This is a genomic window from Azospirillum sp. A23, assembly GCF_042938965.1.
Classification (GTDB): Bacteria; Pseudomonadota; Alphaproteobacteria; order Azospirillales; family Azospirillaceae; genus Azospirillum; species Azospirillum melinis.
In genome coordinates this window covers 1320082-1335544 of sequence record NZ_CP170666.1, presented here as the reverse complement: position 1 = coordinate 1335544, position 15463 = coordinate 1320082, and the positions used below count along the sequence as shown (strand labels likewise).

The window sequence follows — 15463 nt, the reverse complement described above, 5'->3', positions numbered from 1 at the left end:
TCGGGTGCTCCTGGGGTCGCTCGTTATTCGGCGGCGATGTGGGTGACGCGGACGGCGTGCTGCTTCTTGCGGAAGTCTTCCGGGAAGTGCTTCACCGCGCTGCGCACCGGATAGGGCGTCATGCCGCCCATGGCGCAGAGCGAGCCATCCACCATCACGTCGCAGAGGTCGGCGAGCAGGTCCAAGTTCGCATCGACGTTCTTGCCGGCGATGATCTTGTCCAGCGTCTCCATCCCGCGGGTCGAGCCGATGCGGCAGGGGGTGCACTTGCCGCAGGACTCGGCGACGCAGAACTCCATGGCGAAGCGGGCCTGCTGGGCCATGTCGACGCTGTCGTCGAAGACGACGATGCCGCCGTGGCCGACCATCGCCTCCTGCGCCGCGAAGGCCTCGTAGTCCTTGGGCAGGTCGAACTGCGAGGGCGGCAGGTAGGCGCCCAGCGGACCGCCGACCTGCACCGCGCGGATCGGCCGGCCGGTGATGGTGCCGCCGCCATACTCGTACAGCAGTTCGTGCAGGGTGATGCCGAAGGCCTTCTCGACGATGCCGCCATTCTTGATGTTGCCGGCGAGTTGGAAGGGCAGCGTGCCGCGCGACCGGCCGACGCCGAAGTCGCGGTAATACTCGCCTCCCTTGTCGAGGATGATCGGCACCGAGCAGAGCGACAGCACGTTGTTGACCACGGTCGGCTTGCCGAACAGGCCTTCCAGCGCCGGCAGCGGCGGCTTGGCGCGCACCATGCCGCGCTTGCCTTCCAGGCTTTCCAGCATCGCGGTCTCTTCGCCGCAGATGTAGGCGCCGGCACCGACGCGGACGTCGAGGTGGAAGGTGCGGTTGGTGCCATGGATGTTGTCGCCGAGCCAGCCCTCGTCATAGGCGAGCTTGATGGCATGGCGCAGGGTGGCCGTGGCGTGCGGGTATTCCGAGCGCATGTAGACGTAGCCGGAGGTCGCCCCCACCGCGATGGCGGCGATGGTCATGCCCTCGATCAGGCAGAAGGGGTCGCCTTCGATGATCATGCGGTCGGCGAAGGTGCCGCTGTCGCCCTCGTCGGCGTTGCAGCAGACGAACTTCTCGTCCGCCTTGGCCTGCATCACCGTGTTCCACTTGATGCCGGTGGGGAAGCCGGCGCCGCCGCGGCCGCGCAGGCCGCTGTCGGTCACCGCCTTGACGATCTCCGCCTGGGACATCGCCAGCGCGTTTTCCAGCCCACGGAAGCCGCCATGGGCACGGTAGTCCTCGACCGACAGCGGATCGATGATGCCGCAGCGGGCGAAGGTCAGCCGCTCCTGCTTCTTGAAATAGGGGATTTCCTCGGTCAGGCCGTGGCCCAGCGCATGCTCCCCGCCGGTCAGGAAGCCGGCATCGAACAGGCCGGGGACATCGGCCGGGGTGACCGGGCCATAGGCGACGCGTCCGTCAGCGGTTTCGACCTCGACCAGCGGCTCCAGATAGAGCATGCCGCGCGAGCCGTTGCGGACGATGCGCAGCGGCAGGTCGCGCCTGGTGGCTTCCGCCCGGATGGCGGCGGCGACGGCATCGGCGCCGACCGACAGGGCGGCGGAGTCGCGCGGGACGAAGACGGTGATCAGATGGCCGCTCATTGCGCGTGACCCTTGTGGGAGTGGCTGAGGGCGCGGGGGATTTGCTGGTGAGCCGTCGGGTTGGCCCGCGTCTCGGCCGCCAGCTCGTCGAAGCGGTCGGGCGAGACCCGGCCGTGCAGGTTCTCGTCGATCATGACGGCGGGCGACAGGGCGCAGTTGCCCAGGCAGAAGACCGGTTCCAGCGTGAAGGCGCCGTCGGCGGTGGTGCCGTGGAAATCGACCTGAAGGCGCTTCTTGATGTGGTCGACCAGCGCGTTGGCGCCCATCGACTGGCAGGCCTCGGCCCGGCAGACCTTGATGGTGTGGCGGCCGGGCTTCTCGCGGCGGAATTCGTGATAGAAGGACACCACGCCATGCACGTCGGCGCGCGAGAGGTTCAGCTCCGTCGCCAGCAGGGGGATGGCTTCCTCGTCGATATAGCCGAACTCTTCCTGCAGGGCGTGGAGGATCGGCAGCAGGGCGCCGCGCAGATGCCGATTGTCTTCGACAATCGTCATGGCGCGCTCAGCGCTCCACGGATGGCAAGCGTTCACGGGTGTCCCTCCTTGCGATCGTCCGCGCCGCTCTTGAGGTCGGCGTCGTTCTGGCTTGGCTCTGTTGGCTTTTTCCGGACGTCTCTCGTCGCCCGGCACCGTCAGAGTGGCGGAGGATACGGTATACCAGCAAATTGTATTTTCTGATGGCGTGATAGCTTTTGGCTATCAAGCGCCGCGGCGACCGCTCAGCGGATCGCCAGCCGCCAGGGGATCATGGCGTCGGCGACGCCGATGGCGACGCGCTGGGCGATGTCGGCGTCGGATGCCGCCACCGCCAGCGCCTTGGCGAGTGGCGGCGGCGGGTCGCGGTCGGCATAGGCAAGGCCGACGACGTGGCTCAGCTCCGGATCGACCAGCGGCAGGGCGACGATGTCGGGATGCGGCGGCACGAAGGTCAGCAGCTGGCCGGGCACGATGCTGGCGCAGGTGCCGGCGCGGACGATGGTGTAGAGGGTGACGATGGAGTTGGTCTCCATCGCCGGCTCCACCGTCCGCCCGGTCATGCGGAAGGCGGTGTCGGCGATGCGGCGGTTCTGCATGTCGGGGGTGAGCAGGCAGAGCCGCAGCTCGGCCGCCTTCTCCCACGGCACCGCCCCTTGGGCGATCAACTCCTCCGCCAGATCGTCGCGGCGGGCCAGCAGATGGTAGCGCTCGGTGTAGAGCGGCAGGGTGCGGACGTTGTTCAGCGGCTCGTTGTCGAGATAGGTGATGGCGGCGTCCAGTTCGAACTCATCGAGCCCGCGCTGGATCTCGCGCGAACTGAGCGACACGACGCTGGAGCGGATGTGCGGAAAGCGGGTGGTGAAGGGCGTCAGCACATGCGGCACCACCGGCAAGGCGGTGGGGATGGCGCCGATCCGCAGATGGCCGGTGACGCCCTGGGCCAGCGCCAGCAGCTCGTGGCGCAGGCTGTCGCGCTCGCCGACGATGCGGCGGGCGTATTCCAGCACCTTCAGCCCCTCCGGCGTGAAGCCTTCGAACTTCTGGCCGCGCTCGACGATGGGGACCTGAAGCTCCTCCTCCAGCTGGCGGATGGCGTTGGAGAGGGTCGGCTGCGAGACGTGGCAGCTCTCCGCCGCGCGGCCGAAATGCTTCTCGCGCGCCAGTGCCAGCAGATAGACGAACTTGCGGAACATCGCCCCTCCCCTGGCTCAGGCGTCCGGGTCGAAAGGCGGGACCGGCAGGCCCGGCACATCGACCGTCATGGCGAACAGGCCGCCCGACTGCGGCAGCCGCTCCAGCTCGTCGGCGGGGCGGCCGGCGCTGGCGGTGGTGACGTAGAGCGTGCGCAGGTCGGGACCGCCGAAGGCCACCATGGTCGGGCAGCGCGCCGGCAACGGATGTTCCGACAGCAGTTCCCCGTCCGGCGAGAAGCGCGCGACCCGCCCGCCCTCGTACAGCGCCGACCAATAGCAGCCGTCGGCATCCACCGCCGCCCCGTCCGGCCGGCCGCGGTCGCCGTCCTTCGGCTCCAGCCGGACAAAGACCTCGCCGTCCGAAATGCCGCCGGTCGCCGGATCGTAGCGGTAGCGGCGCACGGTGAAGGTGGGCGTGTCGGCATGGTAGAGCGTCCGCCCGTCCGGGCTGAAGGCCAGCCCGTTGGAGGTCAGCAGCCCGCCGGCCAGCACCGCCAGCCCGCGGCGGTCGTAGCGGTAGAGATGCGCCTTGCCGCCGGCCTTCGGCTCGTCCAGCGTGCCGGCCAGATAGCGGCCGGCGGGATCGGTCTTGCCGTCGTTGAAGCGGCTGGCGCCCTGGTCCTCCGGATTGGCGGCGAGGCAGGTCACCGGCCGCCCCTCCCCGTCCAGCTGCCACAGGCCGGAGCGCAGGCCGGCGATGAAGCCGCCGCCCTTGCGCGGGGCGACGCAGCCGATCTCCTCCGGCAGGGCCATCGCACGGGCTGCCCCGGTCGCCGGATCGAAGCGGTTCAGCGCCTTGCCCTTGATGTCCACCCAATAGAGCGCCTGCTCGTCCACCGACCAGACCGGCCCCTCCCCCAGCCTGGCACGGGCATCGAGCACGCAGGTGAAGGCGGGAGTGACGGCGGGGCCGGCGGTCATCGCATGATCCTCGGGAGTCGAACGGACCCGCAGGGTCGGACAGTTCGGCCGCCCGATCAAGAGCCCTGGCGAGCGCCCTGGCGGGACCGCTGCCGCGTCCGGCGGAGGATGGAACGGCGTGGAACAGGATCCGGCGGATGTTCCATCGTCCGGCCGCCCCCTGCCGCCGCCCCTTACCGCCGCCAGGAGAAGGCGCCGACGCCGCGGCGGCCGACCGGGCCGGGGTTGAGGTTGGGGTACTCCTCGTACTGGTTGAGGGTGTAGGGGAAGACGCCCTTCGGCCCGGCGGCCTCCGGCTGGGCGACGACGGCGGCGATCATGGCCGGGCTGGGCGGATGGCGCTCGCGGATGGCGCCGGGGATGTCGTCGTCGTCCAGTTCGGGGACGATGACGGCGGGCGGGTCCTCGGGTTTCGGGGCCGGCCTGGGGGCGGGCGACTCGGCGGAGTGCTGGGCGGAGTGCCGGTCGGCTTGCGGGGCCTGCCGCTTGGCCGCGGGCAGGTCGAGGCCGGCGAACAGGCCGAGCCGCTCGGCCAGCCAGCGGACGGTGGTGGGATCGCCAGAGGTGACGAGACGCTCGATCTGCTCGGCCACCAGCACCCGCAGTGAGGACAGGCGCAGTTCGGCCTCGCGGTTCAGCGCCTGCCGCTCCCACCACACCCTGTGACGGAAATCCTTGGAGCCGTAATAGGCCCGCCACAGCGTGGTGCGGCTGCACCCCATGGCGCGCGAGACCTGGAGGAAGCTGTTGCCGCGCGCCAGCATGCCGGCGGCCATGATCCACTGTTCCTCATGGAACTGCGAACCGGGAACCAGCGAGCCTTCGGCCGGCGTCGGCGGCTCCTCGGCCCAGCGGGGAAAGTTGTCGGTGGTGAAGCTGCGGCTGTCGAGGGGCATGGCGTGGCTCCGCGAATGAGTGGGCATTGCGGAGAGGGTATGGGAATTTGGTCCTGTTGTGGGGAAGTTTTGGGAAAATGGAGGGACAGACGGATACGGGAGTGACCACTTCTGACCCAAAGCGGACCTTCACCCACGACCGCGATGCGCCAAAAGCGGAAGTTCTGGTTCCAGCCCAAAGCTACCGCTTTTGCTGTGCGCAGCATGAGATATGAGGCTTACACGAAAGGTGACGAACTGACATTCGCTGTCGAGAGCACCAACATCCACAATTTTTTCGACCTTCAGAGAGCGCGCTACGTCCATACTCATTCTGTTGGACAGAAAGCTCGCCCTCAGGTAGGTTTCGCGCGGGTAATTGCTAACAGAATCACTCGTTTGCTCTCCGCATTAACGTCGTTGAATAACACGCGTATTCAGAGGCTATACTAAGAGATTTCAGATCAGATGAATAAGGCCCTTAAGACAGATAGCTTCGACAAGATCACCATATCCGCCAAACCCGAGTCCGGAGCCACGACTCTTATGGCGGTGTCGACTAAAGAGTGCAAGATCAACGATCACTGTGTTGGTGATCACTGGACAGTCGGTGATTTCGATTTGCTGGCAAGACTCATTGCAATTATCGCGATGGGTCAGGCGAAGCACGCGGCGCGGATCATCGCAGAGCTGCGGCCTGCAGTTCCAGCATTGACGCTCGATGTGCTTCGCGCCGACGCGAAAGAGCGTCTGAGCGTGACCGGAGACACGGAGGAAAAGCAGGATGCCCATCGTTGGCATCGCGACGGTCTTATCTTCGAGGCAATTTCCTGGATTGCCGCCCGTCAAGGCGCTGCTCCCAAGGTGCTCATGCGCGACCCTCACATCAGCGCGACAACTCAGGGGCTTGATGGCCTCATGGTCGAGTTGGACAAAAATGGCGAAAAAATCACAAAAGTTACAATTTTAGAAGACAAATGTTCGAATGACCCCCGCCGAAAATTCAGAAATGAGGTTCTGCCCGCCTTTCGGAAATATCATGTGGGAAAACGGGCTTCCGAACTGGTTGCTGCGACATCTTCGTTGATTGATGGCAGAATCCCCGACGAAGCCGTTATGGAGGCTGCCGGGCGCGTACTAGATATTGCATTCAGGGCCTATCGTGCCGGACTGACGATCAGCCCTGAGCACGACTCGGAGGCTGGACGCGCGGCGTTGTTCAAGGGATACGATGACCTTGACAAGATCACTGCTGCACAGCGCATCGGGGCGACCTTCCTGCCCCCCATGGAACTGCGCGCTTGGTTTGACGAACTTGCCAATCGGGCGATCTCTTTCATTGACGAAATCTGGAAGGACGAACACTGATGTTCGATCCGGTCACAGCAGAAATCATGCGCGGTGCCCCTGCTTTGCCGGGCCTCAATCCTGCCGAGTTGCCGCAGTTGCTCACGGCTAGGTATGCAGAACTGGTCGCCCGCAGATTGAGGCGCGCTGAAGGCACCGAAGATGCAGGGGATGATGCAGCGGTGGAAGGCGAATGGCCTCTTGCTCGTATTGCTGACGCCTATGAGATTGTTGTTTCTGTGGTGCGCGGTACTGACTATCGCAGGGCAGCGGCATTTGTTGCTGGCACGGCACATCAAATTCTGGCGCAGGACCTTTCCCAGACCGATGCTGCCGGAGCAGTTACCATCATGGATCGCGACCGCATCCATCCGGCGATCGCGGCAGCAGTGCTTTTCCTAATCTCCGAGCAGTATGCGGACGCGCACGAAGCCGCGCGGTTTATACGGCCGGAGGAGGGCGAGCAGGACTATGTCTGCACCATCCTGGCCGAGAACATCCGTGATCTGGCGCGCGGCAAGTTCCATAGCATTCTTCACCGCGCGCAGCGGCGTCCAGCTGCTTTTGTCTCCAGTGGATCGCTTGAACAACGCGGGACCACGGCGCTCTTTGAGGGCCTAGTGGTTGGGGTTGAGTTGTTTGCAGCAGAGGTTTTGGGGGAAGACCAGCCGGACCAGACGGCACGACTGTTCGGCAGCGCGAGAGCGGCGTTTGCCCGCGTGCTAGACCTCGCTTCGTCTGAACGTGGTGTTCTTGGCGAACTTTCTCCTGATTTCTTGACCACTTATCCCGGGCCGCGTCATCTTGCATCACTACTGCTTTCAGCTTATGACAGCATAGTGGGCGCGGCGGTTACGCGCCTGCCGCCCCCTGAGGGAGCAGATGGAAACTACTGGCGAAACTGGCTGCGGCATCGTGCGAATGCCGCGCCCTTCTTATGGCCTAACCACCGTGAAGCCATCGCTAAAGGGTTCCATCAGAACGGAAAATCTGCAGTTCTGGTGCTGCCGACCGGTGCGGGGAAGACAACTGTATCGTGCTTGAAGATTGCCGCTGTACTGGCAAGCGGCAAATCCGTAGTGTTCATCGCGCCGACACACGCTCTGGTAGATCAACTCACTGTCGATCTTCAGGAGGTATTTCCGCAGTCGCTGGAAGGCTCGATCGTTTCGAGTGACTTTGACCGTTTGTTCGCATCGGGCACCAACTTCGAAAGCATCGAAGTCATGACGCCGGAGCGTTGCCTTGCACTTTTGTCATATTCGCCCGAAGCCTTCGAGAACGTTGGCCTGCTCGTCTTCGATGAATGCCATCTCCTTAGCCCAATCTCGAACCTTCGCCGGGCGTTGGACGGCATGTTCTGCGTCCTTGCCTTCAACAGCATCGCACCGGAAGCCGACTTCCTGTTCCTTTCCGCAATGCTCGATAATGGCGCTACATTCGCAGAGTGGATCGAAGAGCTCACCAGACGTACTTGTATCTTTGCTGATCCCCTCTGGAAGCCGAGCCGACAGGCGCGCGGCATTCTGTTGTATGATAACGCTGCAATCGAGCGCATGAGGCGCAACGTCATTACCATTCAGCGCAAGGAAGATGCGAGGAAAAGGAAGCGCGCCAAGAACCTGCGCAAGCCGGCCACCGAAGCGCTGCAGTGCCAGCCTCACGCTCTTTTTGGGCTGCAGCACAACTGGCTATCCGGTGCTTCGGCGAGTTGCTCGCTGACTGCTATCTCCGATGCGCCGGTCACCCTTACCGGTGACCTCAATCAGGATAGATCAATTTATCTGAAGCCCAACGTCAACAAGGTTGCTGCACAAGTGGCGGCGGCGGCGGCGCGCAACGGGCTGAAAGGCATCGTTTTCGTAAATCGGAAGGATACGGCCGCTTCGACTGCCCGCGAGATCTCGGCGCTCCTGGGAAATCCTCCAGCACAAACGCAGGAAGAAGAAGAGAGATGGAAGGTGCTGGAAACCGAGCTTGGTGGACTCGAACACGCGATCTTGCCCGGTCCTGCTGCTGCTGTGCCTCACAATGCGCTGATGCTGAGACTGGAGCGCGATCTCGCAGAACGGTTGTTCCGTCGTGCCGACGGAGCCAAAGTCATCGTCGCAACACCGACGCTGGCGCAGGGTTTGAACCTTCCGGCTCACATAGCCATTCTTGCTGGGGACAAGCGAAGCGATCCGGAGGAAGGAGGGCGGGAAGATCTGAAGGCGCATGAAATACTGAATGCGGCCGCCCGTGCCGGCCGCGCCGGTCACCTCGCCAACGGAATCGTGCTCCTAATTCCTGAAGCCGTGCTTGAGTTCAGACACGGTCAGCCACTTCCCGAGGGCGTGCTTAACAAACTGAAATCGGTATTGCCGGAAGACGACCGCTGCCTGTCCCTGAGTGACCCCCTTCAGACGATCCTTGATCGCGTCAACGTGTCGTCTACTGCCGATCCCGATGTCGAGTATGCCTTAAACCGCCTAATCACGGCAGTCGCGCCAGAAGGAGCAGAAGCCGAAGCAACGACGCGGTTCTCGATCAGGCGTTCACTGGCCGCGTTCACAGCTATCAGGAATAACAAAAAGGCGGAATTCGAAATAAAAATTGCGCGATTGAACGAACTTATCGGCGAAAGAGCGAAGGAAGCCGATGATCCGTTACTTGCAGAGCTTGCCACTCAAAGCGGCGCACCGCTTGGTATCCTCAAATCGCTGCGTCAACGGATCGAGGATCATATTGACGGGCTGCCTCAGACAATACCGGATTGGATGTCCTGGATCATCAACTGGCTCGCAGAGGATAAGGCTGCGCGCGATGCCATCCTGATCCGCGATGGACGCGCGATTCTCGGCGCTACCGGAAACAAGAAGGACGGACCGCTGACGGCCGAAGCCGTAAAAAGCCTCGAACCCGGCATTCTGGCTTGGCTGCGCGGCGAACCTTTGCGCGAGATCGAAAGGCAACTCGGTGGTGACCCTGCCAGACAAGCAATTTGCCCGCGCGGCCGTGAGCTGGTCTCTCAACTCATACCGCTCAGCCTTTCCTTTGCCGCCGGTTTGGTGGCGCGCGCGGCGAGCGAGAGTCCTGCTGCCGCCGATAATCCGGGAACGCCGGTTTCTGTCATTAACTGCCTGGCAGCAGGGGTTAGACGCGGCTTCGATACCCCAAGCAAGCTTGCCTTCAGTGACATCAAGCGCGGCTTTCTAAGCCGCGTCCAGACGCACCAAGCCTACGCCGCCATCATTGGTTATGAGCCAGACATCTCAAACACAGATGAGTATCCTGCGGTGGTGGAGCGCATACGACAGTATCTGCTGCTACTGGAAAACTGAGTTTAGCAAGCTCGCTTGCGCGCATCTTTGCTGCCACCCGGTCGATCTGGCTAAGGAAAGCGGGCGTCCGCCTCAGTTCGTCTGGACGACCGTTATGAGCCGAAGGCGTCGAGTTCCTCGGTAGCAGCTTTCAATTGGTGGCAGGGTCCGCTCTTGGCGCCAAGCAGTCCCCACCGCACGGCCTACGCCCCCTACCCCATCGTCTCCACCGCCCGCCGCGAAGCGACGCACCGCGCAACCTCGCTCAGCAGTTGGGCGCGGTCGATGGGCTTCGGCACATGGCAGTCCATGCCGGCCTCGTAGCAGCGGGCGATGTCGTCGGGGAAGGTGTTGGCGGTCAGGGCGACGATGGCGACGCGGGACTCCGGACCCGGCATGGCGCGGATCAGGCGCGTCGCCTCCAGACCGTCCATCACCGGCATGTTCACGTCCATCAGGATGGCGTCGAAGGGCTCGCCCCCATCCACCCCCATGGCCGCCTGCGCCACCGCCTCCACCGCCTGGGCGCCGTCCTCCACCGCCGCCACCCGGTGGCCGGCCTGCTTCAGCAGCGTGACGGCCAGCAGGCGGTTCATCTCCACATCCTCCACCACAAGGACGCGCAAGCCCCCGCCCGCGGGGGCCGGCGGGGCGGCAGCAGGACGGGGGGCGGACGGCTCGGCCCCGGCCGGCGGCAGCGGAGGCGGGGACGGCGTTCCGGCGGTGGGGGCCGGGGTGGGCTTCGGCTTCGGGCTCGGGGTGGGATCGGGGGTGGAACCCGGGACGGGGGTTGGGGGTTGGCCGGGGCCGGGCGGCGGGGGGGAGGCCAGCGGGCGCAGGCGGTCGAGATGGCCGCGCAGTTCCGCCGCGTCATAGGGCTTGGCGATCAGGTCGTAGCCGCCCATCGCCACGTCGTCGGCAACCACCGCATGGGCGGCGAAGCCCGACGCCAGCAGAACCGGCAGGTCGGGGCGCAGACGCCGCGCCTCGCGCGCCAGCTCCGCCCCGTTCATGCCCGGCGGCATCACGATGTCGCTGAACAGCAGGTCCAGCGGCTCCGGCCCGCGCAGCACCACCAGGGCCTCGCCGGCGCCGGACGCCGCGGTCACCCGGTGGCCCCAGCTGCGCAGCAGGGCGCAGCCGTTCTCGCGGATGTTGTGGTCGTCGTCCACCATCAGGATCGACAGGCCGGGCCTTCCCTCCCCCGGCGCGCCGCCCGCCTCGCCGGCCCCCTCGCCGCTCCTGTCGCCGGCGACGCGCTCGGCCGGGAAATGGATGGTGACGGTGGTGCCCTGCCCCACCCGGCTCGCCAGGGTCAGCACGCCGCCATGCAGCTCCACCAGACGGCGGGTCAGCGGCAGGCCCAGGCCGGCGCCCTCGGTCTGGCGGTTCTCCGGGGTGGCGACGCGGGCATAGGCCAGCAGGACGCGGTCCAGATCCTGCTCGGGGATGCCGACGCCGTTGTCGCGCACCTCCAGCAGCAGGCCGCCGTCGGGCGCCGGGCCGGCGGTCAGCGTCACCGAACCGCCGGACGGCGTGTATTTCACCGCGTTGGACAGCAGGTTCAGCAGGATCTGGCGGATGCGCCGCTCGTCGCCGCGCAGGAACCGGGCGGCGGGTTCCACCTGGGCCGAGAGGGCGATGCCGGCGCGGGCGGCGCGCGGGGTCAGCAGGCGGACGGCGAAAATGGCGGCGGCTTCGAGATCGACCGGCTCGTCGTCGAGGATCAGCTGGCCGGATTCGGCGCGGACATGGTCGAGGATCTCGTTGATCAGCTCCAGCAGATGCTGGCCGCTGTCGCGGATGTTGACGGCGAAGTCGCGGTAATGGGCGGTGCCGACCGGCCCCTCCGACTCCCGCGCGATCAGGTCGGCGAAGCCGATGACGGCGTTCATCGGCGTGCGCAGCTCGTGGCTCAGGCTCGCCAGGAATTCGGACTTGCTGCGGCTGGCCGCCTCCGCCGCGTGACGGGCGTCCTGAAGCTCCGCCTCCATGATCTTGCGCGAAGTCACGTCGCGCTCGACGCTGACGTAATCCTGCGGGGCGCCCCAATCGTCGGTGACCAGCCGCACCGCCGCCTCGATCCACACCCAGCGGCCGTCGGCATGGTGCAGCCGGTAGGTGGTCTTCAGGGTCGGGCGGTCCGGCGTCAGGCGGGCAAGGCCGGCGGAAAGATCGGCGCGGTCGTCGGGGTGCACCCGCTCCACCAGCGGGCGGCCGACCAGATCGGCGGGGGGGCAGCCCAGGCTGTCGCGCGTCGCCTCCGAACAGAAGCGGCGCACGCCGTCCAGACCGATGCGGCCGATGATGTCGGTGACGCTGCGCGCCAGCAGCCGGTAGCGCGCCTCGCTGGCGCGGATCGCCCGCTCCGCCTCGTGCCGGCGGGTGATGTCGCGGGCGCCGACCGACAGCAGGACGATGGCGCCGCTCTCGTCGCGGATCGGCACCTGCGACACCTCCCACCAGCGGGTGACGCCGTCATGGGTGTGCTGCTCCTCGAAGCGGGTGGGGGCGGCGGCGTCGATGCAGGATTGCAGGTCGGCCATCACCTTGGCGGCGAGATCGGGCGGCAGCAGCGCGTCTAGCGGCTTGCCGCGCGCCGTGGTCACCCGGTCGTCCATCGCGCAGGCGGCGGCCTCGTTGGCGCAATGCAGGGTGAAGCCGCCGTCGGGGTTGACGCGGAGGATGACGAGGATGTCGGCGGAGCTGTCGAAGACGGCGCGGAACAGGGCGGCGTTCTCGGCCAGCGTTCCCTCGTCGGCGAAGCGCCGGTGCTCGCGCGCCAGCATGGTGCCGAGCAGGCCGATGCCCAGCGCGGTGAAGGCGATCAGCGGCAGCGCCGCCTCCTCCATCACCCGCATGGCGAGGTCGAAATCGGGCAGCAGCAGGAAGGCCAGCAGGGTCAGCGGTGCAATCGCCAGACCGAACAGCGCCAGGAGGCCGAAGCCGAAGGCGCCCTTGCCGTCGCCTTTTCCGGTTTTGCAGGTCGCGCGCCGCTCCATCGGGCGGGCCAGCAGCGGGGCGACCAGGGCGGTCAGCAGCATACCGGCAAGCCCGGTCGTCGCCCCCACCCCGCCCAGCCACAGCCGCACCGCCCCGGCGATGGCGGCCGACAGCAGCGCCGCCGGCAGGCCGCCGAACAGGCCGGCCAGCCCGATCATCGCATTGCGCAAATCGACCAGCACCCCGTCGGCGACCGGGTAGGCATCCAGCATGGAGAGGACGGCGGCCACGCCGAACAGCAGGCCGGAGAGCACCGCGAAGGCGCCGCGCCGGGCGCCGAACCGCCGCAGGACATGGCGATAGGCAAGCAGAACCAGCGCCAGCAGGCCGACGCCGTGCGCAAGGGCGATGATGATGCCCGTTCCCATTGCTCCGCTCCCCGGCGGCTACGCCAACGGCTACCCCGCTCCCAAACGAATTCGTCGAAACCCGGCGGGAATTTTTACACGCGCAACTTAACAAGAAGAAGAAACGATTCGAAACAGTCATACTGCCTTTTTTCCTACTACTACGGTTGGCAGCCGCATGAACCGCTGGCATTTACGTCGCTGTCGTGTTTGGCGTCCGATTCGGCTAGAATGCCGCCGCGCATCGTTCGTGGTCGTCGTGTTTTCGTAGGCTTCGGCATGTTCTTGAAGATCTTCTCACGGAGCCTGGTTGCCCGGTCCACCGCATCGGCGGTGGTGCTGGTGTCGGTGCTGGTCGCCGTGCCGATGGTCGTGCTGATCCAGTCCGACGTGCGCAACACCAGGGCCGAGCTGGCCATCCGCGCCGAGATGGCGACCCGCATCGTGCTCGACGACGTGACGAATGCGCTGTGGGACCTCGACCCGGAAGAGGCGCTGACGGCGCTGAGCCCGCTGCGCTCGATCGACAGCTTCGCCGAGGCGGTGATCCTGGGCACCCATGGCGAGCGCTTCGCCATCTACCGCAAGCCGGGCTCGCCCGTCGTCGTGGCGGATGCGCCGCTCAATTCCGGGGCCAATCCGGCGGCCACCGCCGCGGCTGTGCCGCTGACCCGCCAGGACCGCACCGGCGGCTCGCGCACCATCGGCACGCTGCTGGTCAGGCTCGACACCGGGCCGACCGACGCCGCCATCCGCCACCATGTGCTGGTGCTGGGCGGCATCGGCGCCGTCACGCTGCTGCTGGTGGTGCTGGGCGTGATCTGGGCGACGCGCGGGGTGACGCTGCCGATTGCCGGCATGACCCGCGCCATGGCCGATCTGGCGGCCGGCGACGTGACGGTGACCGTGCCGGTGCGCCACCGCGACGACGAGATCGGCCGCATGGCCAAGGCGCTCGACACCTTCCGCCAGAACGCCATCGACCTGCGCGTCGCCAAGGAGCGGGCGGAGCAGGCGGTGGCGTCGAAGGCGAAATTCATGGCCGCCGCCAGCCACGACCTGCGCCAGCCGGCCCAGTCGCTGCTGATGCTGACCGCCATGCTGCGCGCCACCGCCCCCAATCCCAAGGTGGCGGAATCGGCGCGCAAGATCGAACAGGTGGTGATGACGCTGAAGCAGCTGCTGGACGAGCTGCTGGAGGTGTCGCGGCTCGATGCCGGCGGCGTCACCGCCAACATGGCGGTGCATGAGGTCGCCGACCTGTTCGACGCGCTGGACTCGCAGTATGGCCCGGTCGCCCGCGACAAGGGGCTGGCCTTCTCCGTGCCGCAGTACCGCGCCCCGGTGCTGACCGACCGGGTGCTGCTGCTGCGCCTGCTGGGCAACCTGATCGACAACGCGATCCGCTATACCCCCGCGGGTCAGGTGCAGGTCGCCTGCCTGGAGTCCGGCGGCAGCCTGATCGTCGAGGTGCGCGACACCGGCATCGGCATTCCCGAAGACCGGCTGGACGCCATCTGGGAGGAGTTCCACCAGATCGGCAACCCGGAGCGCAACCGCGACAACGGCATCGGTCTCGGCCTGTCGATCGTCCGCCGGCTGGCCGGCGTGCTGGATCACCCGGTCAAGGTGCGCTCCACCCCGGGCAAGGGCTCCGTCTTCTCGGTCACCCTGCCGCTGGCGCCGGTGGAGCCGGCCCTGGAGCCGCCGCGGCGGGCCGAAGCTCCGCCCGCCTTTGCCCTTGCTCCCACTGAGGCCCCTGTTCCCGCCCCTGTTCCTGCCCCCCAAGCCCCTGCCCCCGCTGCCGCCCCGGCGGCTGTCACCGGGCTGGCGACGCTGGCGGACGCACCGGCGAAGAGCGGCGAGATCGCCATCCTGGTGATCGACGACGACCAGTTCGTGCTGTCCGCCATCTCGATGTTCCTCAACACCGCCGGCCATCGCGTCGTCGGCGCCTCCAGCGTGGCCCAGGGGCTGCGCGCGGTGGAGGGTGGCGATATCCGGCCCGATGCGGTGATCGCCGACTATCACCTGTCCGCCACCGAGAACGGCCTGGATTTCATCGACACCGTCTGGCACCGGCTCGGCCTCAGGATCCCGGCGGTGCTGATCTCCGGCCGGCTCGACGGCGCCGTGACCGCCCGCGCGGCGGAGATGGGCGTCATCGTCGCCGCCAAGCCGATCATGCCGGACCGCCTGTCGGCACTGGTGGAACAGATGACGGCGGCCCGGCCGGCGGGGGCAGCGGCGGTTGTGGCGCTCGACATCGCCGCTCCGCATAAGACTCCGACGATTTGAAGTCCCGCCCCCACCCTGGGGCTTAGGACCAAAAATAATCTCACATATCGGACTATGCTGTGTCACAACATCCGAGCGGTGCTCTCGGATATTT

Annotated in this window: 9 protein-coding genes; 3 read left to right on the top strand and 6 right to left on the bottom strand. The window is 66.3% G+C overall.

Features of this window, described 5'->3' with window-relative positions:
• Positions 1 to 23: 23 nt before the first annotated feature.
• The 5 genes from ABNQ40_RS14930 to ABNQ40_RS14910 all read right to left on the bottom strand — a co-directional run bounded on the left by ABNQ40_RS14930 (position 24) and on the right by ABNQ40_RS14910 (position 5093).
• Entirely contained in the window at positions 24 to 1604 is a 1581-nt protein-coding gene (locus ABNQ40_RS14930; RefSeq protein ID WP_109048883.1) for an NADH-quinone oxidoreductase subunit NuoF, read from the bottom strand.
• Complete coding sequence (locus tag ABNQ40_RS14925) at positions 1601 to 2137, bottom strand: formate dehydrogenase subunit gamma (protein WP_109048882.1); 537 nt, start codon at positions 2135 to 2137, stop codon at positions 1601 to 1603. Before ABNQ40_RS14925 ends, ABNQ40_RS14930 begins: the two co-directional genes overlap by 4 nt.
• Positions 2138 to 2325: 188 nt before the next feature.
• On the bottom strand, positions 2326 to 3276 hold the full coding sequence (locus ABNQ40_RS14920; RefSeq protein ID WP_109048881.1) for a LysR family transcriptional regulator: 951 nt from the start codon (positions 3274 to 3276) through the stop codon (positions 2326 to 2328).
• 15 nt (positions 3277 to 3291) lie between these two features.
• Entirely contained in the window at positions 3292 to 4197 is a 906-nt protein-coding gene (locus ABNQ40_RS14915) for an SMP-30/gluconolactonase/LRE family protein (protein ID WP_109048880.1), read from the bottom strand.
• 173 nt (positions 4198 to 4370) lie between these two features.
• On the bottom strand, positions 4371 to 5093 hold the full coding sequence (locus tag ABNQ40_RS14910) for a hypothetical protein (protein WP_391347052.1): 723 nt from the start codon (positions 5091 to 5093) through the stop codon (positions 4371 to 4373).
• A gap of 447 nt (positions 5094 to 5540) precedes the next feature.
• Between ABNQ40_RS14910 and ABNQ40_RS14905 the strand changes: the two genes are divergently transcribed.
• Complete coding sequence (locus ABNQ40_RS14905) at positions 5541 to 6440, top strand: hypothetical protein (protein ID WP_146255499.1); 900 nt, start codon at positions 5541 to 5543, stop codon at positions 6438 to 6440.
• Positions 6440 to 9742 (top strand): DEAD/DEAH box helicase, encoded by a 3303-nt coding sequence (locus tag ABNQ40_RS14900; RefSeq protein ID WP_109050251.1) that lies wholly within the window; start codon positions 6440 to 6442, stop codon positions 9740 to 9742. Before ABNQ40_RS14905 ends, ABNQ40_RS14900 begins: the two co-directional genes overlap by 1 nt.
• Before the next feature lie 191 nt (positions 9743 to 9933).
• Here ABNQ40_RS14900 and ABNQ40_RS14895 read toward each other — a convergent pair whose 3' ends face one another.
• Entirely contained in the window at positions 9934 to 13092 is a 3159-nt protein-coding gene (locus ABNQ40_RS14895) for a response regulator (RefSeq protein WP_109050250.1), read from the bottom strand.
• Positions 13093 to 13350: 258 nt separating this feature from the next.
• On the opposite strand from ABNQ40_RS14895, the gene ABNQ40_RS14890 reads away from it, so the two are divergent.
• On the top strand, positions 13351 to 15369 hold the full coding sequence (locus tag ABNQ40_RS14890) for a hybrid sensor histidine kinase/response regulator (RefSeq protein ID WP_109050249.1): 2019 nt from the start codon (positions 13351 to 13353) through the stop codon (positions 15367 to 15369).
• Positions 15370 to 15463 lie beyond the last annotated feature (94 nt).